Here is a 22,635-nt window from a genome sequence, read left to right as displayed (position 1 = left end):
TGGTAGCTGGTAGCTGGTAGCTGGTAGCTGGTAGCTGGTAGCTGGTAGCTGGTAGCTGGTAGCTGGTAGCTGGTAGCTGGTAGCTGGTAGCTGGTCTCAGCCGCCGAAGGCGAGTTCGGTGGCGATCATCAGCAGCAGGACGCCGAACAGTCGCTTGAGCGTCTTGACCGGGAGGCTGTGGGCCAGTTGCGCGCCCACGGGGGCCGAGGGCATGCTGGCGAGCAGCATGGCCAGGACCGCCGGCCAGTAGACGAAGCCGGTGCTGAGCGAAGGCAGTCCTTCCCTATCCCACCCGGCCAGGACGAATCCGATGGCCCCGGCGATGGCGATCGGCAGTCCGCAGGCGGCGGATGTACCGACCGCCTGTCGCATCTCGACCCCACGGCTGCTGAGGAAAGGGACCGTCAAGGTCCCCCCCCCGATGCCGACCAGGGCCGAGAGCAGGCCGATCCCGCCGCCCGCCGCGATCATTCCCGGAGTTCCCGGGAGTTCGCCCGTGCTGGTCTGTCGCGGCCTGCTCACGAGCATGCGCGTCCCGACCACCGCGAGGAAGACGGCGAACATTCGCTTGAGCCATTCGGCCGGGATCCAGCCGATGACGGCCGCGCCGGCCCAGGCGCCGAGCACGATGCCCGGGACCAGCCGCACGAAGATCTCCCAGCGCACGCCGCCGCGCCGATGATGGGCGAGGGCGGAGGCCGCCCCCGTTCCGATGATGGTCGCGAGCGAGGTGCCGATCGCCAGATGGGGAATCCAGTCGCCTCCGATGGCGATCTGACCGAAGACGAGGATCAGGGCTGGAACGATGACCGCGCCTCCGCCGACCCCGAAGAGACCCGCGAGCAGGCCGGACAGTGCCCCGATGAGAAGATAGGCGGAGAGTTCGAGCGGAGACATGATGCGAACAACCTGCTGCTGTAAAGGAGATGCCTGAAGGGCGGTATGCCCTGGGTATCATAAGCGACGAGGATCGGCCGGAAGGCTGGCGATGGAGACGTCCTCAGTGCGGACCGCCGCTTTCTTCCTCTGCCTCGGAGGTGTCGTCGCTGAAGGATCGGCTGAAACGGATGATGAGGATGGCGAGGCTCACCAGGACGATGGCGCCGCTCTCATAGAGCAGGTTTTCCGGGGCGATGTTCTTGCCCTGGAGCACGATGAGTCTGGAAAGCGCCGTGACCGCGATGAACATGGGATAGGTGAAGGGCACGGCGCGGCGAACGAAATAGACGTTCGCCATCGCCATGATCTCGATGAAGATGAACATCAGCAGCAGGTCTTCGAGCAGGACCTCCTGGTTGAGATAGATGCCGTAGATGAGCTGGCCGATGCCGATGAGCGCCAGACCGCCGACCCCGACCAGGACGATTTTCTCGATGTAGTGGAAGAGGATGGACAGCCAGCGGTCGATTCGAGTTCTCGGGGTCATCGCTCGGTCTCCTTGGATATCCTGTCGGCCGGATGTCGTTGCGCCACGCACGCCTGCTGTCGCGAGGCGCGACCGTTTCTACGCAAAGGTAGGCGCGAGATGGTGGCTCCTCAATCGGATCCTTGGGGCTGAGGTTCCGCTTTCGGGGGGATCGGCTTCTCTTCTGCCTTGGTCGAGCGCATCTCGCTCGGCGAGAGCAGCATATAGAAGGCAGGAACCACGAAGAGCGTGAAGAGGGTCCCGATCCCCAGTCCGGTGACGATCACCAGCCCGATGTCGAACCGGCTCACCGCGCCCGGACCGCTCGCGGTGAGCAGCGGGATCATGGCGACCAGCATGGCGACCGTCGTCATGAGGATGGGGCGCAGCCGGATCGCCGATGCCTGCTCGATCGCCTCGCGCTTGGACAGACCCTCCTTCTCCCGCAACTGGTTGGAGAACTCGACGATGAGGATGCCGTTCTTGGCGATGAGTCCGATGAGCGTGATGAGCCCGACCTGGGTGTAGATGTTGACGCTCGCCAGCCCGAGGAAGAGGAAGGCCATGGCCCCGGCGATGGAGAGCGGCACCGACATGAGGATGACGAAGGGGTCGCGCCAGCTCTCGAACTGGGCGGCGAGCACCAGATAGATGACCAGGATGGAGAGGAAGAAGGTCACCTCCAGGGCCGCCCCCTCGGTCCGATACTGGCGCGACTCGCCCTTGTAGTCGAGCCGCGTGCCGCGCGGGAAGATGTCCCTGGCCTCCCGCTCCAGATAGTCGAGCGCGTCGCCGAGGGTCATGCCCGGCGTCATGACTCCGGAGAGGGTCACCGCGTTGAGCTGCTGGAACTGGGTGCGCTTGGAGGGCTCGACCAGATCATGGGTGTCGATCAGTGCGCTGAGCGGGACCAGCTCGCCGCTGGCGGTGCGGATCTGGTAGTCGAGGATCCGCGCGATGTCGCCTCGTTGGTCCTGGTGCACCTGCGGGATTACTTTATAGCTGCGTCCCTGCAGGCTGAACCAGTTGACGTAGTCGCCGTTGAGCATGGACGCGAGACTGTTGCCCAGGCTCTGCATCTCGATTCCGAGATCGCCCGCCAGATCGCGGTTCACCTCCAGGACGGTCCGGGGCCGCTCCAGCTTGACGTCCTTCATCAGGAACATGAACTTGCCGCTTCCCATCGCCTTGCCGAGCAGTTGATCCGAGAGCGCCGCGAGCTCCTCGAATCCGCGGTCGGACAGAATCACGAACTCGATCGGCATGCCGCTTCCGGGCGTCGGCAGGCTCGGGAGGGGAAAGACGACCGTATCGAGTCCGGTGATCCGGGACAGAGCCCCCTGCAGCTGGGGCTGGACCTCCATCTGCGAGCGTTCGCGCTCGTTGGAGGGTGGCATCTTGAAGCCGCCGAAGGTGGTGGTGGAGTCGCCGAATCCGATGAGGATGAAGCTCTCGTAGTATTCGGGGAAGGACTCGAAGATCGGGCGCATCTGGCCGACGTAGCGATCGTTGTAATCGATGGTGGCCGTCTGCGGCGATGTCGCCATGAAGAAGAGGATGCTCTGGTCCTCGGTCGGCGCCAGCTCCTTCTGGGTCATGGAGTACATGGCATAGATGGACGCCAGCACCACGACCGCGACCAGGATGGTGGCGCTCGGATATCTGAGCCAGCCATGCAGCAGGCGCCGATAGCCGCTGGCGAGCCCGTGGAAGAAGCCTTCGACCATTCGCTCGAAGCGGCCCTGCTGACCGCCGGCGCGCAGCGCCGTGGCCGAGAGCATGGGGGAGAGCGTGAGCGCGACGATCCCCGAGACCAGTACGGCCCCGGCCAGGGTGAAGGCGAACTCGATGAAGAGCGATCCCACCAGACCGCCCATGAAGCCGATGGGGGCATAGACCGCGATCAATGTGGAGGTCATGGCGAGGATGGGCAGCGCCAGCTCGCGTGCCGCCTCCACGGCGGCCTGGCGCTTGGATTCGCCCATCTCCAGATGGCGATGCACGTTCTCGACCACCACGATGGCGTCGTCCACCACCAGCCCGATCGCCAGCACCATCGCCAGCAGGGTCAGGAGGTTGATGGAGAAGCCCATCAGCAGCATCAGGAACCCGGCGCCGATGATGGACAGGGGCACCGCGACCGAGGGGATGAGCGCCGCCCGCAGCGAGCCGAGCGAGAGAAAGATCACCAGGAGCACGATGAGCACCGCCTCGGCGAGCGTCTTGAAGACCTCATCGATGGATTGGCTGATGAACTCGCTGGCGTCGTAGGCGATGGATGCCTCGAGCCCCTCCGGGAAGCCCGCCTCGAGCGTCGGGACGAGTGCATGCACGCGTTTGGCGACGTCGAGCGGATTGGACCCGGGGGCCTGCTCGATGCCGATGAAGATGGCAGGGATGCTCTTGTAGAGCGTGGTCGAGTCATAGTCGGCGGCGCCCAGCTCGATCTCGGCGATGTCCTCGAGCCTGATCAGTGCGCCGGCCTCCTCGCGGATCACCAGGCGCTTGAAGTCCTCGACCCGGCCGATGTCGGTGGTCGCCGAGAGGTCGATCTGGACCAGATCGCTCTGGGTGTGGCCGAGACCCGCCAGGTAGTTGTTGGCCTGGAGAACCTGGGCGACCTCCCGTCCGGTGACCTCGAGCGCGGCCATGCGCACCGGATCCAGCCAGACCCGCATGGCGTAGGTCTTGTTGCCGTAGAGTTCGGCCTTGGCCACGCCCTCGGCCGCCTGCAGCTGAGGCTGGACCACCCGCAGCAGATAATCCGTGACCTGCGGCAGGCTCATCTCCTTGCTGTAGAAGGCCAGGTACATGAGCGCCGTGCTGTCGCCCGTGGTGGAATCGATCACCGGGTTCTGCGCCGCCTCGGGCAGCACGTTGAGCTGACTGGCGACCTTGGCCTGGATCTCGGCGACGGCGGCGTTGGGGTCGAAATTGAGGCGCATGTTGGCCTCGATGACCGACACCCCTGCCGAGCTGGTGGAGGAGAGGAAGTCGATGCCGTCGGCCTGGGCGATGGCCTGCTGCAGCGGCTGGGTGATGAAGCCCTGGACCAGATCGCTGCTGGCGCCCGGATAGGCCGTGGTGACGGTGACGACCGTGTTCTTGGTCTCCGGGTACTGGCGGACCTCGAGGTCGAGGATCGAGCGGATGCCGAGCACCAGGATGAGCAGGCTGACCACGCTCGCCAGCACCGGGCGATAGACGAAGATATCGGTGAATTTCATGGCGCGCGGCTAGGGTTGCTGCTGTGTCTGCGGTTCGGCGGCTTCGGGCTTGTCCGCGTCCTCGTCCTTGATCTGAATCTCCTGGCCGTTGGTCAGCTTGACCTGGCCGGCGAGTACGATGCGATCGCCCTCGGCGAGTCCCTGGAGGATCACGACCTCGTCGTCGCGTGCCGCGCCGGTTCGGATCTGGCGGCGCTGTACCTTGGGCTTGCCCTCGACCTCCTGGATCAGGAACACCGAGTCGCCGTAGGTGTTGAAGGTCACCGCCTGGCGCGGGATGACGAGGGTGCGTTCCTCGACCGGCAGCACCGTGGTGGTGCGGGCGAACATGCCCGGACGCAGCAGGTGTTCGGGATTGTCGAAGCGGGCGCGGATCGAGAGATTGCGGGTCCTCTTGTCGAGGCTCGGGCTGATCGCCTCGATGCGTCCGTCGAAGGTTCGGTCCGGATGGGCGGCGACCCGGATGCGCACGCCCTGTCCGAGCTGGAGCTGGGACAGGTCGCGCTCGGGCAAGGCGTAATCGACATAGACGACGTCGAGCGAGACCAGCGTCACGATCGCCGCGCCCTCCGCGAGATACTGGCCGAGGTCGACCTGGCGGATCCCGAGCTGGCCGGCGAAGGGCGCCCGAATCTGTTTCTTGTCGATGGTCGCCTGCTTGGCCTTGACCAGTGCGCGCGCCTGGTCGAGCTGGGCGGTGGTCTCGTCCACGTCGCCCTGGGCCACGGCGCGGTCGCGGAGCAGGGTGCGGTTGCGCTTGAGCTTGATCTCGGCGAGCCGTTCGGCGGCGACCAGTCCCTCGAGATCGGCCCGGTCGACCTGATCGTCGAGCTGAACCAAGAGCTCGCCCTGTTCGACCTCGGCGCCGGAGGAGAAATGGATGGACGCGACCTGTCCGGCGACCTCGTTGCTCACATCGACGCCCTGAACGGCGCTGACCGTTCCGACGGCGCTCAATGTCGGCTCCCAGGTCTTGGCCACGACCCTCGTGGCGGATACCGTGGGGGGCGGCGGCGAGGTCGAGTACATCGCCATCTCTTTCTGGATCTGGGTGTATTTCAGAAAGGCCAGACCGCCGATGATTGCGGCGAGCGCCAAGAGAACGAGCGAAAGGCGTGCGAACATCTGTGCTCTGTATCCCTGTCTGCGAGATAGATGGATGGGCGCGAGAACGGCTGGATTCGCGCGTATCGAGTCGCTGCGAATGGCCGCCATAGCAGGTGAGCTCCCGCTGAACGAGGCGTAAGTATAGCTGCCTATGCTTCGGGTGTCTTGGGCGCCAGCATACCTTAAATCAATGGAGACGTATCCGATGCGTATCAACGATCCGACGGCCTATCGCCGATGCGGGGAACTGGAGGCGATCGAGGAGCTGGTGGATGTTGCGGGCCGCGAGGTGCTCGAGCTCGGCTGTGGTGCGGCCCGGATGACGCGGGCCTTGGCGACCCGGTTCGGTGCCGCCCATGTGACCGCGACCGAGGTCGACCGTATCCAGCTCGACAAGAATCTCGCCATCGCCGATCTGCCCGGTGTGACCTTCCGCTACGGCGGCGCCGAGTCGATCGAGGATCCGGACGGCACCTACGATCTGGTGTTCATGTTCAAATCCCTGCATCACGTTCCCGGCCAACTCATGCCGCGCGCGCTCGCCGAGATCCACCGGGTGCTGGCTCCAGGCGGGCGGCTCTATGTCTCGGAGCCCGTCTACTGGGGCGAGTTCAACGACCTGATGCGGCTGATCAACGACGAGCGCGAGGTGCGCCAGGCGGCTTTCTCGGCGCTGCGGGATGCGGTCGATTCAGGTCTCTTCCAGGTCGAGCGGGAGGTCTTCTACGAGGACGAGGGCGTCTATGCGGACTGGGAGGGTTTCGCCGCCCGCTTCATCCAGGTCACGCACACCGCTCTGGATTTCGACGAAAAGCGGATCGCCGCGATACGCGCCGCCTTCGAGCGGCATCTCACACCCGATGGGGCGCGATTCCTCAAGCCCCATCGGGTGGATCTGCTGCGTCGGATCGATTGAGCCCAGCTACCAGCTACCAGCTGGCGGCTCAAATCTCAGCCGTTCATGAGCATTCGTTTGGCCTCGTTGACCTTGGCGGCGAGGTAGTCCGAGCCGCCGCGGTCCGGATGGATCCGCTGGATCAGACGGCGGTGGGCGGTCTGGATCTCCTCCGGTCCGGCGTTGCTCTCGATGCCGAGGATGGCGCGGGCCTCGCTCTCGGTCATGGGTGCGGAGTCTTGCCGGGGAGGGGCCTCGGGGCGCTGGCGTGGCGGTGGCTCGGGAACCTGATGTCCGCGTTCGCGCTCCAGATAGACCTCCAGCGCCTCGGCCGATTCGGCGTCCGTGTGGTAGCAGGTGTTCAGCAGGTCCAGCAACTGGTCGGTCGGGATGCGTTCGAGCGACTGTCCCCGCAGTGGGCCGAGCAGGATCTCGCCGCTCATGGAACCTGAGAGATGGTCGATCGCCAGCATCACGTAGCGGGTCGCGACCCGCGACTGGTTGGCGCCCTGGTAGTTGCTGGTGTTGCGGAACTCACGCACCCACATGGCCGTGGCGCCGGCGACCGCGCTCGGCATCATGATGAAATTGACCACGGGAATCATGCCGAACCCGGCGGCGGTCGCGCCGAAGCTGAGGCTCAGGGTGCGGCGACTGCGAAGCTTCTGGCGCATCTCGCGGAATTTGATCCCGTGATTGCCCATCGGATAGTCGGAATATTCGACCGCGAGCATCCAGGCCGTGTAGAGGAACCAGATCGCCGGGCCCACGACCGGTACGAACAGCAATATCAGGAAGGGGATGGCCCAGAGGGCGGCATAGAGGATCTTGCGCAGCTCGTCGAAGAGGGTGGGAAGCAGCTCGGCCAGCAATCGGCGGAAATCGCCCTCCTGTTCGATCGGGCGTCCGGTCAGCATCAGCTCGACCTTTTCGGCCAGCAGGCTGTTGAAGGGCGAGGCGATGAGGTTGGCGATCATGCCGAAGGTGTAGAAAACGACTACCAGCAGCAGCACGATGAAGATGGGCCAGAGGATCCAGTCCAGCCAGCCGAGCCATTCGGGGACGCGCGACTGCATGGTCGTCATGAGGGCGTCGAACTGGGCGACGCCGAAATAGATTCCGGCCGAGAAGATGAGGATGTTGATCAGGAGCGGGATGAGCACGAATCGCCTGAGCCCGGGACGCGTGATGAGGCGCATGCCCTGCAACAGGTATCCGGCACCAGATACGGGATTGGTGACCATAGATGACTCTGAATGAATGTTGTCGATCATGAATCAGCGCCTGCTCCGGATCGGGCGGCGCGACGTGCCGACGCGCGCCTGGCTGGTTGCCTGGCGCGGCGCGGGCGATGGGTTGGCGAGCGAGCTGAATCCTGATGCTGAGGCACGATGCGGAACGGCTGGAGCCGCTTGGAATGGAACCCAGTATACCCGTCGAATTTGGCTAAATCAGGATTTGAATGGTCAGCTTTTCAGCCGCCAGCCGCCAGCCGCCAGCCGCCAGCCGCCAGCTCGAGGATCAGGCGGATAGGAGTCGGTTCAGACGCTCCGGCGCCTCGAGTAATGGATTGTGCCCGATGCCCTCGATCAGTCGGACGCGGGTCGATGGGCGGAGTTCGGCGACCTGGCGCGCGATCTGGACGAATTTTCGGTCCTCTCCGCCGACGATCCAGGTCAGGTCTCCGCGATAGCGGGCGAGTGCGTCCCAGGTGCTCGGCATCTCGCCCAGACCGAGAGAGGTAAGGCAGTGCGCCAGTCCCTCGGGGCGATGGGTGAGGCGGATACGTCGCTGGCGCTCCAGAGCGGCTGGATGCAGGACACTCTGACTGGCGAACAGCGGCTGGCGCTCCCAGGCATGGACGAAGGGTTCCATTCCCTCGTTGCGCAGCAGCCGAATCCAGATCTGGTCCGCCGCGCGTCTCTGTCTCTTCAGATCCGGATCGGTCAGCCCCGGATGCGAGGAGATGATGGTCGCCGAGCCGAATCGGTCGGGCGCGGCCTGTATGAGGCCCAAGGCGATGCGTCCGCCCTGGGAATAGCCGATCAGGGTGTCGATGCTCGGCGGGATAGCGTCCAGGAGCCTGCCGATCTCCTCGGCGAAGCTCCCGGTCGGATCCGGCGCCTCGCGGTGCCCCGGCAGGTCGATGGCGATCCGCGAGGCATCCTCCGGCAAGCAGGACTCCCAGTCCTCCGCGCAGCCGGTGAAGCCATGCAGCAGCAGCGTGCGCGGCACGGAGGGGCTGGGCTTCAGAGCGATGCCTCGGCCATGCGGGCCTCGCTCTGCTTATCCCTTTCGATCAGGGCATAGGCCGAGTGGTTGTGGATGGACTCGAAGTTCTCCGCCTCGACCACGTAGGAGAGGATGCGCTCGTCCTGGTTGAGCCGCTTGGCGACGTCGCGCACCAGATCCTCCACGAACTTGGGGTTGTCGTAGGCGTGCTCGGTGACATATTTTTCGTCCGGACGCTTGAGCAGTCCGAAGAGCTCGGACGACGCCTCGCGCTCGATCAGCTCAATGAGTTCCTCCAGCCACATGAATCCCTGCATGCGCACCTGGACCGTGACGTGCGAGCGCTGATTGTGGGCGCCGTAGGCCGAGATCTTCTTCGAGCAGGGACAGAGGCTGGTCACCGGCACCGCTACCTTGAGCTGCAGGCGCGGCTCGCCGTGGCGGATCTCGCCGATGAAGGTCACCTCGTAGTCGAGCAGGCTCTCCACGCCCGAGACGGGCGCCTTCTTGGAGATGAAATAGGGAAAGCGCATCTCGATGTGACCAGCCTCGGACTCCAGGCGGTCGGACATCTCGACCAGCATCTCCTTGAAGGAGGAGACGCTGATCTCGCGCTCGTGGTTGTTGAGCACCTGCACGAACCGGGACATGTGCGTCCCCTTGAAATCGTGTGGCAGATAGACGTACATGTTGAAGGTGGCGACCGTATGCTGTTCGCTGCCGCCACGCTCGCGGACCCGCACCGGATGGCGGATGTCCTTGATCCCCACCTTGTCGATGGCGATGCGGCGGGTGTCGGCGCTTCCCTGAACGTCGGCGATATCGGTCACCGCGCCGGTGGCGCGGCAGTTGGGTTCGAGCGCTTGCTCCATGGGTCGAGTTCCTCGGCGGATCTGCACGGCCTTCATGCCGGACGATTTTGGGTTCATTAGACCGAAAACAACGCAGGAGTTGCTCCCGCTGGCCGTGCGGTGCGGTCCATCGTGACCGCTAATCACTGTATTTGGGGTGCCCCCGGTCGGCTCGAGACCGGCGGGGGCTGTCTCTCGCGTCGCGCCTCAGCTCTTGCGTCCGAGCAGGGCGCTGGCGATGAAGCGCAGCGGATCGGCGCCGGCCGGGAACACCTCGATGGCCGACAGGGCCTCGGCGATGAGGTTGGCCGCCATCTCCTTCGCCTCGGTCAGACCGACCAGCGCGGGGTAGGTGGCCTTGTTGAGTGCCTGGTCGCGCCCGGCCGTCTTGCCGATCTCGGCGGTGTCGCCCTCGACGTCGAGCACGTCGTCCTGGATCTGGAAGGCCAGGCCCAGACATTTGGCGTAGCGGTCCAGACGCTCGGCGCGATCGGCGTCGAGCGCGCCGTGGGCGAGGATGCCCATCTGTACCGAGGCGCGGATCAGTGCGCCGGTCTTGTGGATGTGGATGTGCTCGAGCATGGTGACGTCGAGCGGCTTGCCCTCGGCCGCCAGGTCCATCGCCTGTCCGCCGACCATGCCGCGCGCGCCGCTGGCGCGGGCGAGCGCCTCGACCATGGCGACGCGGTTCTCGGCGGCGAGCCCGGGGGCCTCGGCCAGGGCCTGGAAGGCCAGGGTCTGGAGCGCGTCGCCGGCGAGGATGGCGGTCGCCTCGTCATAGGCCTTGTGGCAGGTCGGGCGGCCGCGGCGCAGGTCGTCGTCGTCCATCGCCGGCAGATCGTCGTGGATCAGCGAATAGGCGTGGATCAGCTCGACCGCGCAGGCCGGGCGGTCGAGCCGCTCGGGCTCGATCTCCAGCGCGGCACCGGCGGCGTAGGCGAGCAGCGGACGCAGCCGCTTGCCGCCGCCCAGCACGGTGTAGCGCATGGCCTCGTGCAGCCGTGCGGGCTCGACGCTCACCGGCGGGAGGAGCTCATCGAGGGTGATTTCGACGCGCGCTTGACAGCGCGCTCGGAAGGCGTCCAGGTTCTGATCGGTCATTGGGTGTCGAAGGGTTCGGGCTCGGCGTCTGGCCGGGCGTCGGTGAGGATTCGCACTCGCTGCTCGGCCGCGTCCAGCGACTGCTGGCAGAGCCGGTGGAGGCCAATGCCGCGCTCGAAGGCCGTCAGCGATTCCTCGAGGCTCATCTCGCCCCTTTCCAGGGCGTCGACGAGACCTTCCAGCTCGGCGAGGGCTTGCTCGAATGTCGGTTCGGGCGGGTTGGCGGTTTTTTTCATTGGGTTTGAATCTGACTTTGCAGGTACGGTACCGTAGGTCGTTTTATCGGTCAAACCAGCTGCGGTCGAACCAGCATCTCCGGCTTGGCCATTCCCACCTCATCCAATGTCCCCCTTAGGAAGATCACGCAGCGCCATGACCGGCAATTACGACGCTTCAGCCATCGAGGTCCTCATGGGTCTCGACCCGGTGCGCAAACGCCCCGGGATGTACACGGATACCAGCCGCCCGAACCACCTGGCCCAGGAGGTCGTCGACAACAGCGTCGACGAGGCGCTGGCCGGTCATGCGCGCGCGATCTCGGTGGTGCTCCATGCCGACGGCTCGCTCGAGGTCGCCGACGACGGTCGCGGCATGCCGGTCGACGTCCATCCCCAGCAGGGCCTGCCGGGCGTCGAGGTGATCCTCACCAAGCTGCACGCCGGAGGCAAGTTCAGCGGCGACAACTACCGCTTCTCCGGCGGTCTGCACGGCGTGGGCGTGTCCGTGGTGAATGCCCTCTCGCAGCGGCTCGAGGTCTGGGTCAAGCGCGGCGGGCACGAGTACCGGATGGCCTTCGAGAACGGCGACAAGGTGAGCGACCTGACAGAGGTCGGCACGGTGGGCCGCAACAACACCGGGACCCGGCTGCGCTTCTGGCCCGATCCGAAGTATTTCGACAGCCCCAAGTTCGCCACCCGCTCGCTGACCCATCTGCTGCGGGCCAAGGCGGTGCTCTGTCCCGGTCTCGAGGTGCGATTCCGCGACGAGGCGGCGGCGGACGAGCAGGTCTGGTGCTATCGCGAGGGGCTCAAGGACTATCTGGTCCAGGAGCTCAAGGGGGCCGAGAGTCTGCCGTCGGAGCCCTTCGTCGGCGATCTCGAAGGCGCCACGGCGGCGGCCAACTGGGCGCTCGTCTGGCTGCCCGAGGGCGGCGAGCCGGTGGCCGAGAGCTACGTCAACCTCATCCCCACCGTCCAGGGCGGCACCCACGTCAACGGACTGCGCAGCGGACTGACCGAGGCGGTGCGCGAGTTCTGCGAGTTCCGCAATCTGCTCCCGCGCGCGGTCAAGCTGGCGCCCGAGGACATCTGGAACAAGCTCAGCTACATCCTCTCGGTCAAGCTGCTCGATCCCCAATTCTCTGGCCAGACCAAGGAGCGCCTGTCCTCGCGCGAGTGCGCCGCCTTCGTCTCGGGCGTGGTCAAGGATTCCTTCAGCCTCTGGCTCAACCAGCACGTGGCCGAGGGCGAGCGTATCGCCGAGCTGGCGATCGGCGCCGCCCAGGCCCGTCTGCGCGCCGGGCGCACCGTCACCCGCAAGAAGGTCACCCAGGGGCCGGCCCTGCCGGGCAAGCTCGCCGACTGCACCGCGACCGATCCCGAGCGGGGCGAGCTGTTCCTGGTCGAGGGCGACTCGGCCGGCGGCTCGGCCAAGCAGGCGCGCGACCGCGAGTTCCAGGCCATCCTGCCGCTACGCGGCAAGATCCTCAACACCTGGGAGGTGGATCCGGCCGAGGTCCTGGGATCCCAGGAGGTCCACGACATCGCCGTCGCCATCGGTGTGGATCCGGGCAGCGACGACCTCACCCGGCTGCGCTTCGGCAAGATCTGCATCCTGGCCGACGCCGACTCGGACGGCGCCCACATCGCGACCCTGCTGTGCGCGCTCTTCCTCAAGCATTTCCGGCGCCTGGTCGCCGAGGGTCACGTCTATGTCGCCATGCCGCCGCTCTATCGGGTCGACGTCGGCAAGCAGGTCTTCTACGCCCTCGACGACGACGAGAAGAAGGGCATCCTCGACCGCATCGCCGCCGAGAAGATCAAGGGCAAGGTCAACGTCCAGCGCTTCAAGGGCCTGGGCGAGATGAACCCGGCCCAGCTGCGCGAGACCACCATCCACCCGGACACCCGGCGTCTGGTGCAGCTCACCGTCGAGCAGGACGACGAGAGCGACAAGCTGCTCGATATGCTGCTCGCCAAGAAGCGCGCGGCCGACCGCCGTGGCTGGCTGCAGGAGAAGGGGGATCTGGCCGAGGTTTGATCGGGGGCTGCGCCGCGTAGAATTCGGGCGATAAGGATCGATACGACCGCCGTCCGAATCCTACCTGGCGGCAGATCAGCCCGAGTCGAACCGCTACACCGACCGCTACGACGGCCACGCTGTGAAGGTGCCATAATCACTCGGACCATAGGGTAAGTGCATGTATGCCACCGCGCGGTACGCGGTCGGTTGGCGCGGCAAGCACGAACGAGACTCCGACATGACTACCTCCTACGAGCAGGATTTTTTCACCTGGACCCAGGAACAGTCGGCCTTTCTCAAGCAGGGGCGCTTTGACCTATTGGATCTGGAGCATCTTGCCGAGGAGGTCGCCGACATGGGCAAATCCGAACAGCGCGAACTGGCCCACAGGCTCGCCGTTCTCATCGGGCATCTGCTCAAGTTGCAGATTCAAAGGGACCGCACCCGCACCAATGAAAAGAGCTGGCGCAATACCGTCAAGATTCAGCGCAAATCGCTGTCGCGACATTTGGATCAAAACCCAGGACTACAAAACCCTGCGCAGATGACGAAGGCACTGGAAAGCGCTTGGGATGACGGTCTCGATCTGGCGATCCGCGAAACCGGCCTCGACCCCGACCTGTTTCCCGAAGACAACCCCTACAGTCTGGAGCAACTGCTCGATCCCGAGAGTTGGCCGCCAGCACCAGCCGATCTGAGCCCTTGATCGTCCGAAGTAGGGTTCAAACCGCCACCGTCGGCAGCGAGATCAGCCTCAGCGCCGATCGGCCAGCCCGGCGAGTTCCCAGAGCCGATCCAGCTCGGCGCGCAGGGTCGCGACCTCGGCTTCGAGCGCCTCGATCCGGTCCTGTGTCTCGGGCGATGCCGGGGCGGACCGGGATTGGGCCGGGGTCGGCATCTCCTCCGGATCCGGGCGTCCGCACAGCAGATGGGCGTAGCGCTCCTCGCGTTTTCCGGGCAGCCGGGGCAGTTCGGTGACGAGCGCGCGTTCGGGACCGGACATGCCCTGGACCGTCTTGGCGACCCTGTCTAGGTCGGCGAAATCGGCCAGACGGGCGCCGTTGACGCGCAGTTCGCCGAGCGTCTGAGGGCCGCGCAGCAGTAGAACGCAGAGAATGGCCTGTTCCTCCCGGCTGAGGAAATAGGTGCCGACGATCTTGTGATCGTAGCGCTCGGTGCGGCCGTTGAAGCCGACGTGGACCAGCCCCCGGTCGCGTAGGCGGTTGACCGTGTTCGCCACCTCGCCCTGGGTCAGGTGCATCACCGGATGACGCGCCGTCTTCTGGTTGCAGGCGTTGACGAGCCCGTTGAGGGTCAGCGGATACTGGTCGGGCGTGGTGCGCTGCTTCTCCATCAGGCAGCCGATGACGCGGGCTTCGACGGGCGTCAGCAGCGCTTCGTTCGAGGATGGGTCGGAGTGAGACATGGTTTCGCCTATTCGTTGGATATGTGCGCGGCGCGCAGGGTCGAGCCCTCGACCATTTCGATCCAGAGACATTCGCCGTTCTTGCGCTTCATCTCCAGCACCGCGGTTCTGGGCAGCTGCATGACGTGGCGGGTGATCACGTCCATCACCCAGCCGTGGGTGATGACCAGGATGCGCGATCCGGCATGCGTGCGACCGATCTCGGTCAGCGCATCCATCACCCGGTCGGCGAAACGATCGATCGACTCGCCGCCCTCGAAGTCGCATCTGGGATTGCGTCGCAGGATCTCCTCGTGCAATCCGGGGTGAGAGCGCGAGAGCTCGTCCTTGGGCATGCCCTGGATGTGCCCGAAATGGCGCTCCTTGAGACCCGGATGACGGAGCATGGGAGGCCGGCCCCAGGCGTCGGCGACGATCTCGGCGGTCTCGGCCGCGCGTTTCAAGGGGCTGGAGCAGATGAGCGAGAAATGCTGGCCTTCCAGCCGTTCGGCGATTTCTCTGGACTGTTCGCGTCCACGGGCGTTGAGCGGGACATCGATCCAGCCCTGGAGGATGCCGCTGAGGTTCCAGTCGGTCTCGCCGTGTCGGCTGATGCAGAAGAGCGTGCGATCGGTCATGGTGCGGTCTCCATCAGCCTTCCGGCCGCCTGGCGCAGCTGGATCAGGATCTGATTGCGGCCGCTGGCTCCCAGGATCCGGGTCAGCTCCTGCGGCGCGCGCAGCTGGAGACAGACGGCGGCCAGCAGCGCGGCCTCCTCGGTGGTGACGAGCCCGCGCTGGAGGGCGGACGGGAGCGCGCGGCCGGCGAGCTGATTGAGCGGTGGCAAGCTGACCTCCAATGTGCGATGGCCGGAGACGAATCCGCTGAGCTCCTCGCGCGTGTCCGGCGGGAACTCGAACCCCTCTGGCGGCGGCCGTTCGAGCGTACGGATGAGCGCGGCCGCGAGCCTCGGATCCAGCCGGCGCAGCGGTCCGGCGAGCAGCACGGGCAGGCGCGCCGCCAGGCGTTCCTGGGCGCGGCGGATGAGACGGTCGCCTGAGCCGCTCGCCGCCTCGGCGACCACGGCCGCATGCTCGCCGCTCGCCGCGTTGCGGCTGGTTCCGAACTGGAGTGTCGCATGACCGCAATGGTTCCAGAAGCGCAGCAGATCCAGGGTCGCGCCGAAGCTGGATCCGACCAGATCGAAGCCATCGCTCGCCGCTTGGCGGTGGAGCATCCGCAGCAGCATGCGCCCGAGACCCCGGCGGGTCGCCGCCGGATGGACCGCGATCCGGATCACCCGCAGATAGCGGTAGCGCGGCGCCTCCATGAGTCCGGCGTGCGCGGAGAGGGTCTGGGGCAGCAGATGGCCTCTGGGTCGGCGCCGTCCCATGAAGACGTCCTCGCGCAGGGCCGGATCCTCGAATCCGCCTTCCTCGGCCGCGAGCAGGGTCGCCGCGATCCGGCCATGGTGACGCAGGACCAGCACGCGGACGTTCGGGCCGTCCAGCAGCATGCGCAGATCCATCGGCCGGGTCTGATAGTGGGCGAGCACCAGCAGGCCGAACAGCTCGCCGAGCGTCGCCTCGTCGCTGGCCAGGGTGTCTCGGTCGAGCCGCTCGAAATGGCAATTCGAGGGGCTGGCCGAGATCAGCTCGGCATCGGGCGCCGGGGCCGCGTCGAGCAGCAGGGCGCGCAAGGTCAGGCGTTCCAGGGGGTCGTCCGGCGCCCAGCGGATCGGGGTGTTCAGCTGGATCGCGCGCCAGTCGGGCGTCAGCCGATCGAGCGTGGCGCGAAAGCGAATCTCGAATCCGCGCCCCGTGCCTTCGTAGCCGTGGACCGTGGTCGAGAAGACGATCCGGCCGTAGTGCGCGAGCAGTGCCTCGAGCAATGGGGTTGGAATGCCTGCCGCCTCGTCGACCAGCAGCAGGTCGGCTTCGGGGCGCTCGTCGAGGATGGCGTCCGGGGAGAGGAAGCGCAGCCGTTCGCCGAGCTCCGGACGGCCGGCGTCGCGCGAGACCGACTCCAGGTGGACGAAGACGCTGTCGACGCTCGCGCGTCGCGGTGCCGTGAGCAGGATGCGCGTCTCGCCGTCGCGCAGCAGGCGTCCTGCGGCGATGCCCAGCGCGGCGCTTTTGCCGCGTCCGCGATGGGCGGTCATCACCAGCGGTCGGCGGGCGCGCCCGCGCGCGGTCTTGAGCACGGCCTCGACGGCCCCCGCCTGATCGGGCGTGGTCGGCTGGCTGCCGGCCGGACCTCTGGGTCCCTCGGTCGGTCCGGAGAGCGGGTCGGTCCCGATTCGGCGGCCATCTCCCCGGATGGCAGGCCCATCGGACTGGTCGATCCGGAAGACGCCGTCCTCCTCCCGGAGCGTTCGGACCAGACGCGCCAGGAATCGGCCGCCGACCGATTCGGCGGCGTGGGGCCAGACCGCGATCCGCTCGGCCTGGGGATCCGGGATCTGGGGCCAGTGGTCGAGCGGAGGGGTGATGAGGACTAGTAGGCCGCCGCCGCGGACAGCGCCCGTGGCGGCGCCGAATCCGTCCGGATCGAATCCGCTATGGGCATCGAAGACCAGCAGCTCGAGATCCCGGCCCAGCAGGCTGGTGGCCGAGCGCATGGGGAGGACTTGGGGGACGATGGGCCGATCGGCGATCCAGGCCGCCTCGAGCCCGGCCGCCCTCTCGTCGAGCGCGCGGGCGCATTTCGCCGTCCAGTCCATCGAGCCGCTGAGGATCAGGGTGCGTCTCTGGTTGGTCGCCCGCGCCTCGGCGAGGAGCGATCGGATCCGATCCATGCGGCTCAGCGGCCCGGTTCCAGGGTCTGTCCTAGATCGCCGGTCACCGGGACGAAGCGGACCGGGAGCAGTGTACAGCCACTCAGTCCGCCGTCCGGCATCCTGGTCTGGAGCTGCAGCTGCTGGATGCCGCGGGCCTCGCCGACCGGGATCAGCAAGCGGCCGCAGGGCGCGAGCTGATCGGCCAGGGGACGTGGAATGCCCGGGGCCGCGGCGGTGACGATGATGCCCTCGAAGGGGGCGGCCTCCGGCCAGCCGTTCCAGCCGTCCCCGACCCGGATATGGACCCGCTCGCCATATCCCAGCTCCTCGAGAGTTGCCGAGGCGCGCTCGGCCAGTTCGGGGATGATTTCCAGCGAATAGACCTCGACGCCCATGGCGGCGAGGATGGCGGCCTGATAGCCGGATCCGGTCCCCAGCTCCAGGACTCTGCCGCCGGCCTCGACGCCGAGCAGATCGCTCATCACGGCGACGATGTAGGGCTGGGAGATGGTCTGACCGCAGCCGATCGGCAAGGGGTGGTCGGCATAGGCCAGACCGCGCTTGATCTCGGGCACGAAGAGCTCGCGCGGCACGGCGCGCAGCGCCTCCAAGACCTCGGGGCGCAACCGCTCGATACCCAGATAGGCGGCGGTCGAGCGAACCTCCTCTTCGACGAGTTGAACGAGTCGGTCGTGTTGAGCGTTCATCTCCGGTTCGGTCGGAATGGCTATTTGAACAGGTCCTCGGCGGCGCGCAGCAGTTCACCGGCCTCCGTTCCGGGATCCTCTGAGGCGGCGGGCGATGTGGGCTCGAACAGCTCGCAGAAATTCGCCCCTGTCTTGTCCAGCACCCGTTCGACCATGGGCTCCACGCATTCGTTCGCCCGTCCCGGGGCGTAATGCCTGCAATTGCGGCAGCAACGGGTCGGCTTGCCGCATCCCATGCAGCTCACCTCGCGTCCGTAATCGGACGCGGTCAGGGCGCGGCCGCAGTTCCAGCAGTGACCCAGGATCGGCTCTGGCATGGTTCGATCTCCTGCGCGATTCGTCGAGCGGTCTCGTTGTCCCTCATGATCCTCCAAGAGGCGCTCGGCTTCCAGCGATGGATCTTCAGCGGCCCAGACAGCGTCCGAACCCGGAAAAGGTGAGGCGATCAGCAGACCGACCAGCGCGAACACGGCGCCCTCGACGGCCGCGGTGTCTCGAGGATCGGCGGGGGCGAACGAAGGATGGGAGTGGATGATCGCCCTGTCGCTTCGATCATTGGGGCTCAAGTGTAAGTTGAAGCCTGATCTTCGTCACCCGCCGGCCATGCTCGACCATCGGCTGTCGGCATGCAGCGGACTTCAGGCGGCGTCGAGCATCCGCCGGATCCGGGTGTGGATGCCGAATGCGACGGCTCCTGCGAGCAGGCCGGCCAGTGCGTTGATGGCCAGGGACGAGGTGACCGACAGGACAGGTCCGATCGCCGACATGCCGTGCAGGATCTCGCTCAGATGGTCGGTGAAATGGTGTGTGAAGGGGAGGCCGTGAAGAATGATGCCGCCGCCGACCAGGAACATGGCGATGGTGCCGGCGATCGAGAGCCCCTTCATCAGCCTCGGCGCGGCTCGGAGCATCATGTGTCCGGTCTTGCGCACGGCATCTCCGAGGAGGCCCTCGCGCGTGCTGCGGCTCAAATGGAGACCGGCGTCGTCGAGCTTCACGATGGCGGCGACCAATCCGTAGACCCCGGCCGTCATGAGCAGAGCGATGCCGCTGAGGACCAGCAGTTGGGTGAGGAGCCCCGCGGACTCGACCGTGCCGAGTGTGATGACGATGATCTCGGCCGAGAGGATGAAGTCGGTGCGTATCGCCCCCTTGACCTTGGTGCGCTCGAGCGCGGCCAGGTCGGTCTTGGGATCGGAAAGCGCGGCCTTCAGTTCGGCGCGATGTGTCTCGTCGCCCTCTTGGCCGCGGTGGAAGGCATGGGCCACCTTCTCGGCGCCCTCGAAGCAGAGATAGAGACCGCCGACCATCAGCAGCGGCATGATGGCCCAGGGGGCGAGGGCGCTGATGGTCAGCGCGAGCGGGACCAGGATCGCCTTGTTGACGAGCGATCCCTTGAAGACGGCCCAGACCACCGGCAGCTCGCGCTCGGCACGGACGCCCTGCACCTGCTCGGCGTTGAGGGCGAGATCGTCGCCGAGCACGCTGACGGTCTTGTGGGCCGCCACCTTGGTCAGGACCGAGACGTCGTCGAGGACGGTGGCGATATCGTCGAGCAGCGCAAGCAGGCTGGTGGCCATGATTTTGGGGCTTCCATGGGATGGCGTGGCTTGGGATCGGAATCTGTCACAGTGCGGCGACTTGTGTCGAGAGAGCGGAGGCGAGAAAATCCGCCGTTATTTTGCGAACGATTCCATCGAGACGACGACCATGCCTGAACCACGACGTTTTTTGTATCCCTTGGCCTTCCCGCTGCGGCTCGTGCCCGGGGTGATGCACAGCCGGGCGCTCGCCGGCATTCTCAACCAGGTCATGAAAGAGGCATTGGCGGATGGGGAGCTCGATTTCCTCGAGGGGCGTCGGGTCGCGATCGAGATCGACGATATCGGCGTGGGCTATCGGCTCGGGCTGACCGAGGGCCGGATTCGCGGCTATGGCAAGGATACGCCGCCCGATGCCAGCATCGCTGGCGGCTTGCATGAATTCCTGCTGCTGGCCGCCCGCCGCGAGGATGCCGACACGCTCTTCTTCCAGCGGCGGCTGCGGATGTCGGGCGACACCGAGTTGGGTCTCTATCTCAAGAACTTCCTCGATGCCTTCGAGCCGCCGGAGAAGTATCGGCCGCTGATCAAGGGGCTGGAAAAGATGGCGGACCTGCGTCTTCCGGGCAAGTCCTCGAAGTAAGCCGCTTTCCCTGCGGCGCTCTTCCGGCTCGGTGGACAGCCTCCGGCCGGAAGGGTCCCGGTTTCACCTCGGATGCGTGAGCCGACCCGCATTCGATCGGTTCGTGAGGCGAGGGCGTCATGAACGCATCCTCGCCCGCAGGCGCTCTCCATTCGACTCAGGCATCCCTGCCGTCTGCGAATCCCCGCGTCCTCAGCGGATGACCCCGGGCTCGTCCTTCAGCAGATAGGCCTCTTCCTCCGGCGACAGGTCCACGTCGTCGAATCCGGTGATCATGGGCATCACGTGCTCCTTGAACGAGTGTCCGGTGGTGAGCATGTAGACGTGGATCATGACGAAGACCAGGATGGTGAAGGCAGCGCCGGTGTGGATCAGGGCGACGCCGTCGAGCAGCTGGCTGGCGTGCGGGATGTCTCTCCACAGGAAATAGAAGAGATAGACCAGCCCCGAGATCCAGATGAGCGGGAAGAGGACGATCTTCAGCATCAGGTAGGCCAGCGCCTGCAATGGATTGTGCTTGCGCCAGTAGGCCTTGCGGTAGGGGTGGTGCTCGCCCTGGAAGATGCCGAAGCTGTAGAAGCGTAGCACCTGCCACATCCCCTTGACGGTGGGAATGAAGTGGCGCCAGTTGCGGGTCGTGAACAGCCAGAAGATGCTGAAGGCCCAGAGCAGCAGCAGGAGGAAGGCCGACAGGGTGTGCAGGGTCACCGCCTGCTCGAAGCTCAGCCAGTGATGGAATCCGTGCAGCCCGAATCCGGTGATCATCAGCATCACGATCAGCAGCATCTGGCCCCAATGCCAGAAACGCTCGAACAGACTGAAGATTCTTACGCGACGAATGGCCATTAGTGCTGCTCCTGCTTGTTCTTCATGGTGGAGAAGATGCGGATCAGGGCATGGCCCAGAATCACGAGAAAGGTCCCTAGAACCGCGATGATCCCGATGGTGTCCAGCCAGGGGTTGTGATCGCGGCCAGGCATGTAGACGCCCTCCACGTTCTCCAGGCGTCCGTCGTCGGCGTGGCAGTCGCTGCAGGCGAGCGCCTCTTCCTTGGGGGCGACCATGTGGGTGATGGGCCAGTAGGAATAGGTCTCGACGTAGCCGTATTCGCCCGAGTAGGGCAGGTTGAACTGCTTCATGCCGTGGGCGATGGATTTGCCCATGTCGTAGTTGCCCCAGTAGGAGTCCTCGTCCTGGCCCCAGAGGTGGTTGTAGACCAGGGTGCCGTTGCCCATGTCGGCCGGCATCCAGGTGGTCATGCGTTTGAACGGCCAGATCCGCGACCTGGGGTCCTCGCGCGAGCCGGTGAAGTCGTTGATGGCGACCGGCTTGGTGACGTCGAACTTGGTATCGATGGTCGTGTAGTTCATCTGACCGTCGAACCAGCGGTAGAGGGGAACCAGATTCTCGCCGTAGGTGAAGGTGCCCTTGATCGACTTGTAGGTATAGCGCTCCTCGCCGTTGCCCTGGGTATAGCCGTGCTCGTGGTAGCCCTCGCCGTTGCGGGTCTTGCCGGCGGTGCGCCAGTCCCAGTCGGTCTCGGTCGCCACGCCGCCGCGCGCGAACTCGGGGATGTGGCAGGTCTGGCAGGCGACGCTCGAGATATGGTCGTTGAGCTTGAAGGCGGCGAGCGAGTCGACCGGATGGGGCTCGTTGCCGTGACAGGACTCGCAGGTCGCCACGTCGCGCCGTTCGCCTGGTTTGCCCGTGCCTTCCTTGTCCTTGGCGATGACGCGGTATCGGCTGCCGGCCCAGATATGCGATTTGGTGATATGGCAGGCGGTGCAGGCGAAGTTGAGCCCTTGGGCGTCCATGTGGACGTCCAGATCGCGCGGTGGATTGGTCAGCGCGCTGGAGAGGTCGCCATGCTTGACGTTGTCGCCGCCTCCACCGTGAAAGTGGCAGGTTCCGCAGTTGGCGCGCTGAGGCAGGCCGACGCTCTGGGCGACCAGATTGTAGTCGATGGGCGCCATGTCCTCGAACATGACCGAACAGGCCGGGCTACCCTCGCTGTTCGGGGTCTTGTAATAGGTCCCTGTCGTTTCGTGGCAGACCAGACAGTCGATGTTGGTCTCGTCGCTGAAGTCGAAGCTCTCGTCCTTCCAGCCGTAGCCGGCGTGGCATTGGGCGCACATCCCCTCGTTGCCGCGGGCGTTGGTGCAGAAGTTGTTGACCAGATGCTTCTTGCCGAGCAGCTGGCCCGTATCCGGATTGCGGTATTCCCAGGTCCAGTGAATGTTCTTCATGAAGTGCTTGCCGGTCTCGGTATGACAGCTCAGGCAAGCCTTGGTGACCTCGGGGCCGGAGGAAAAGGGCTGTTTCAGGGCCTCGTACTTGGTGTGATCGCCGGTTCCTCCGCTGAGCGGACCGGAGACCTGGTCGGGCGGCTTGGTCGCGGGCGGCGTGGGCCATTGACCCGAAGACGCCTGGGCCGAGGTCACTAAGAGCGTTCCCAGCAGGATTGCCAGGAGATGTCCGAAAAAGGATCGCATAGCGCGTGC

General features: G+C 65.7%; 21 protein-coding genes. 4 read left to right on the top strand and 17 right to left on the bottom strand.

Going from position 1 to position 22,635, the window contains the following annotated elements; all coding sequences use genetic code 11:
• Window positions 1-96: 96 nt before the first annotated feature.
• The 4 genes from D779_RS18965 to D779_RS18950 all read right to left on the bottom strand — a co-directional run bounded on the left by D779_RS18965 (window position 97) and on the right by D779_RS18950 (window position 5,757).
• A complete protein-coding gene (locus D779_RS18965) occupies window positions 97-897 on the bottom strand; it encodes a sulfite exporter TauE/SafE family protein (protein ID WP_043757304.1) in 801 nt (266 codons plus the stop codon).
• A gap of 103 nt (window positions 898-1,000) precedes the next feature.
• Window positions 1,001-1,426, bottom strand: coding sequence for a phosphate-starvation-inducible protein PsiE (locus D779_RS18960; RefSeq protein WP_043757302.1), 426 nt, complete (start codon window positions 1,424-1,426; stop codon window positions 1,001-1,003).
• 110 nt (window positions 1,427-1,536) lie between these two features.
• Window positions 1,537-4,632, bottom strand: a complete 3,096-nt coding sequence (locus D779_RS18955) for an efflux RND transporter permease subunit (RefSeq protein WP_043757299.1) — start codon at window positions 4,630-4,632, stop codon at window positions 1,537-1,539.
• 9 nt (window positions 4,633-4,641) lie between these two features.
• Entirely contained in the window at window positions 4,642-5,757 is a 1,116-nt protein-coding gene (locus D779_RS18950) for an efflux RND transporter periplasmic adaptor subunit (protein WP_043757296.1), read from the bottom strand.
• A gap of 187 nt (window positions 5,758-5,944) precedes the next feature.
• Here D779_RS18950 and D779_RS18945 point away from each other — a divergent pair, with 187 nt between their 5' ends.
• Complete coding sequence (locus D779_RS18945; protein ID WP_052348279.1) at window positions 5,945-6,655, top strand: class I SAM-dependent methyltransferase; 711 nt, start codon at window positions 5,945-5,947, stop codon at window positions 6,653-6,655.
• 35 nt (window positions 6,656-6,690) lie between these two features.
• Here the strand turns inward: D779_RS18945 and cysZ are convergent, their stop codons facing one another.
• The 5 genes from cysZ to D779_RS18920 all read right to left on the bottom strand — a co-directional run bounded on the left by cysZ (window position 6,691) and on the right by D779_RS18920 (window position 11,054).
• A complete protein-coding gene (cysZ, locus tag D779_RS18940) occupies window positions 6,691-7,878 on the bottom strand; it encodes a sulfate transporter CysZ (protein WP_043757292.1) in 1,188 nt (395 codons plus the stop codon).
• A gap of 277 nt (window positions 7,879-8,155) precedes the next feature.
• Window positions 8,156-8,869: an alpha/beta fold hydrolase gene (locus D779_RS18935; RefSeq protein ID WP_232424246.1), complete on the bottom strand. Its 714-nt coding sequence runs from the start codon at window positions 8,867-8,869 to the stop codon at window positions 8,156-8,158.
• 14 nt (window positions 8,870-8,883) lie between these two features.
• Window positions 8,884-9,738: a GTP cyclohydrolase FolE2 gene (folE2, locus tag D779_RS18930; protein ID WP_043757290.1), complete on the bottom strand. Its 855-nt coding sequence runs from the start codon at window positions 9,736-9,738 to the stop codon at window positions 8,884-8,886.
• 186 nt (window positions 9,739-9,924) lie between these two features.
• Window positions 9,925-10,818 (bottom strand): (2E,6E)-farnesyl diphosphate synthase, encoded by an 894-nt coding sequence (gene ispA / locus D779_RS18925; RefSeq protein ID WP_043757288.1) that lies wholly within the window; start codon window positions 10,816-10,818, stop codon window positions 9,925-9,927.
• Window positions 10,815-11,054 carry an exodeoxyribonuclease VII small subunit gene (locus D779_RS18920; protein ID WP_043757285.1) on the bottom strand — a complete coding sequence of 80 codons (240 nt, stop codon included), beginning with the start codon at window positions 11,052-11,054 and terminating at the stop codon, window positions 10,815-10,817. The genes ispA and D779_RS18920 overlap by 4 nt, the downstream gene beginning before the upstream one ends.
• Before the next feature lie 136 nt (window positions 11,055-11,190).
• Here D779_RS18920 and parE point away from each other — a divergent pair, with 136 nt between their 5' ends.
• The gene (gene parE, locus D779_RS18915; protein ID WP_043757284.1) at window positions 11,191-13,077 is read left to right on the top strand and encodes a DNA topoisomerase IV subunit B; all 1,887 of its coding nucleotides are present in this window, start codon (window positions 11,191-11,193) and stop codon (window positions 13,075-13,077) included.
• A 220-nt stretch (window positions 13,078-13,297) separates the two neighbouring features.
• The gene (locus D779_RS18910; RefSeq protein ID WP_043757330.1) at window positions 13,298-13,765 is read left to right on the top strand and encodes a DUF29 domain-containing protein; all 468 of its coding nucleotides are present in this window, start codon (window positions 13,298-13,300) and stop codon (window positions 13,763-13,765) included.
• Between the two features lie 48 nt (window positions 13,766-13,813).
• Here the strand turns inward: D779_RS18910 and D779_RS18905 are convergent, their stop codons facing one another.
• The 6 genes from D779_RS18905 to D779_RS18880 all read right to left on the bottom strand — a co-directional run bounded on the left by D779_RS18905 (window position 13,814) and on the right by D779_RS18880 (window position 19,530).
• On the bottom strand, window positions 13,814-14,485 hold the full coding sequence (locus tag D779_RS18905; RefSeq protein WP_052348278.1) for a YceH family protein: 672 nt from the start codon (window positions 14,483-14,485) through the stop codon (window positions 13,814-13,816).
• Window positions 14,486-14,493: 8 nt separating this feature from the next.
• Window positions 14,494-15,102: a histidine phosphatase family protein gene (locus D779_RS18900; protein ID WP_043757281.1), complete on the bottom strand. Its 609-nt coding sequence runs from the start codon at window positions 15,100-15,102 to the stop codon at window positions 14,494-14,496.
• Window positions 15,099-17,261 carry a tRNA(Met) cytidine acetyltransferase TmcA gene (locus D779_RS18895; RefSeq protein ID WP_043757280.1) on the bottom strand — a complete coding sequence of 721 codons (2,163 nt, stop codon included), beginning with the start codon at window positions 17,259-17,261 and terminating at the stop codon, window positions 15,099-15,101. Before D779_RS18895 ends, D779_RS18900 begins: the two co-directional genes overlap by 4 nt.
• Window positions 17,262-17,266: 5 nt before the next feature.
• Window positions 17,267-17,950, bottom strand: a complete 684-nt coding sequence (locus D779_RS18890; protein WP_043757277.1) for a protein-L-isoaspartate(D-aspartate) O-methyltransferase — start codon at window positions 17,948-17,950, stop codon at window positions 17,267-17,269.
• 20 nt (window positions 17,951-17,970) lie between these two features.
• A complete protein-coding gene (locus D779_RS18885; protein WP_043757325.1) occupies window positions 17,971-18,267 on the bottom strand; it encodes a hypothetical protein in 297 nt (98 codons plus the stop codon).
• A gap of 321 nt (window positions 18,268-18,588) precedes the next feature.
• Window positions 18,589-19,530: a DUF808 domain-containing protein gene (locus tag D779_RS18880; RefSeq protein WP_043757273.1), complete on the bottom strand. Its 942-nt coding sequence runs from the start codon at window positions 19,528-19,530 to the stop codon at window positions 18,589-18,591.
• Window positions 19,531-19,660: 130 nt separating this feature from the next.
• Here D779_RS18880 and ubiT point away from each other — a divergent pair, with 130 nt between their 5' ends.
• Window positions 19,661-20,134: a ubiquinone anaerobic biosynthesis accessory factor UbiT gene (gene ubiT, locus D779_RS18875; RefSeq protein WP_043757321.1), complete on the top strand. Its 474-nt coding sequence runs from the start codon at window positions 19,661-19,663 to the stop codon at window positions 20,132-20,134.
• A 192-nt stretch (window positions 20,135-20,326) separates the two neighbouring features.
• Here the strand turns inward: ubiT and D779_RS18870 are convergent, their stop codons facing one another.
• Together D779_RS18870 and D779_RS18865 are read right to left on the bottom strand one after the other, a co-directional pair.
• Complete coding sequence (locus tag D779_RS18870) at window positions 20,327-20,980, bottom strand: cytochrome b/b6 domain-containing protein (protein ID WP_043757270.1); 654 nt, start codon at window positions 20,978-20,980, stop codon at window positions 20,327-20,329.
• Window positions 20,980-22,626, bottom strand: coding sequence for a tetrathionate reductase family octaheme c-type cytochrome (locus D779_RS18865; RefSeq protein WP_043757267.1), 1,647 nt, complete (start codon window positions 22,624-22,626; stop codon window positions 20,980-20,982). The genes D779_RS18870 and D779_RS18865 overlap by 1 nt, the downstream gene beginning before the upstream one ends.
• Window positions 22,627-22,635 lie beyond the last annotated feature (9 nt).

Source organism: Imhoffiella purpurea, from assembly GCF_000585215.1.
GTDB classification, from domain to species: Bacteria; Pseudomonadota; Gammaproteobacteria; order Chromatiales; family Chromatiaceae; genus Imhoffiella; species Imhoffiella purpurea.
This window is presented reverse-complemented; position numbering and strand designations above follow the sequence as displayed.

What these genes read in the sequence shown, in the direction of transcription:
- D779_RS18965 (WP_043757304.1), bottom strand. Translation starts at nt 897, where the DNA reads ATGTCTCCGCTCGAACTCTCCGCCTATCTTCTCATCGGGGCACTGTCC.
- D779_RS18960 (WP_043757302.1), bottom strand. Translation starts at nt 1,426, where the DNA reads ATGACCCCGAGAACTCGAATCGACCGCTGGCTGTCCATCCTCTTCCAC.
- D779_RS18955 (WP_043757299.1), bottom strand. Translation starts at nt 4,632, where the DNA reads ATGAAATTCACCGATATCTTCGTCTATCGCCCGGTGCTGGCGAGCGTG.
- D779_RS18950 (WP_043757296.1), bottom strand. Translation starts at nt 5,757, where the DNA reads ATGTTCGCACGCCTTTCGCTCGTTCTCTTGGCGCTCGCCGCAATCATC.
- D779_RS18945 (WP_052348279.1), top strand. Translation starts at nt 5,945, where the DNA reads ATGCGTATCAACGATCCGACGGCCTATCGCCGATGCGGGGAACTGGAG.
- cysZ (WP_043757292.1), bottom strand. Translation starts at nt 7,878, where the DNA reads ATGGTCACCAATCCCGTATCTGGTGCCGGATACCTGTTGCAGGGCATG.
- folE2 (WP_043757290.1), bottom strand. Translation starts at nt 9,738, where the DNA reads ATGGAGCAAGCGCTCGAACCCAACTGCCGCGCCACCGGCGCGGTGACC.
- ispA (WP_043757288.1), bottom strand. Translation starts at nt 10,818, where the DNA reads ATGACCGATCAGAACCTGGACGCCTTCCGAGCGCGCTGTCAAGCGCGC.
- D779_RS18920 (WP_043757285.1), bottom strand. Translation starts at nt 11,054, where the DNA reads ATGAAAAAAACCGCCAACCCGCCCGAACCGACATTCGAGCAAGCCCTC.
- parE (WP_043757284.1), top strand. Translation starts at nt 11,191, where the DNA reads ATGACCGGCAATTACGACGCTTCAGCCATCGAGGTCCTCATGGGTCTC.
- D779_RS18910 (WP_043757330.1), top strand. Translation starts at nt 13,298, where the DNA reads ATGACTACCTCCTACGAGCAGGATTTTTTCACCTGGACCCAGGAACAG.
- D779_RS18905 (WP_052348278.1), bottom strand. Translation starts at nt 14,485, where the DNA reads ATGTCTCACTCCGACCCATCCTCGAACGAAGCGCTGCTGACGCCCGTC.
- D779_RS18900 (WP_043757281.1), bottom strand. Translation starts at nt 15,102, where the DNA reads ATGACCGATCGCACGCTCTTCTGCATCAGCCGACACGGCGAGACCGAC.
- D779_RS18895 (WP_043757280.1), bottom strand. Translation starts at nt 17,261, where the DNA reads ATGGATCGGATCCGATCGCTCCTCGCCGAGGCGCGGGCGACCAACCAG.
- D779_RS18890 (WP_043757277.1), bottom strand. Translation starts at nt 17,950, where the DNA reads ATGAACGCTCAACACGACCGACTCGTTCAACTCGTCGAAGAGGAGGTT.
- D779_RS18885 (WP_043757325.1), bottom strand. Translation starts at nt 18,267, where the DNA reads ATGCCAGAGCCGATCCTGGGTCACTGCTGGAACTGCGGCCGCGCCCTG.
- D779_RS18880 (WP_043757273.1), bottom strand. Translation starts at nt 19,530, where the DNA reads ATGGCCACCAGCCTGCTTGCGCTGCTCGACGATATCGCCACCGTCCTC.
- ubiT (WP_043757321.1), top strand. Translation starts at nt 19,661, where the DNA reads ATGCCTGAACCACGACGTTTTTTGTATCCCTTGGCCTTCCCGCTGCGG.
- D779_RS18870 (WP_043757270.1), bottom strand. Translation starts at nt 20,980, where the DNA reads ATGGCCATTCGTCGCGTAAGAATCTTCAGTCTGTTCGAGCGTTTCTGG.
- D779_RS18865 (WP_043757267.1), bottom strand. Translation starts at nt 22,626, where the DNA reads ATGCGATCCTTTTTCGGACATCTCCTGGCAATCCTGCTGGGAACGCTC.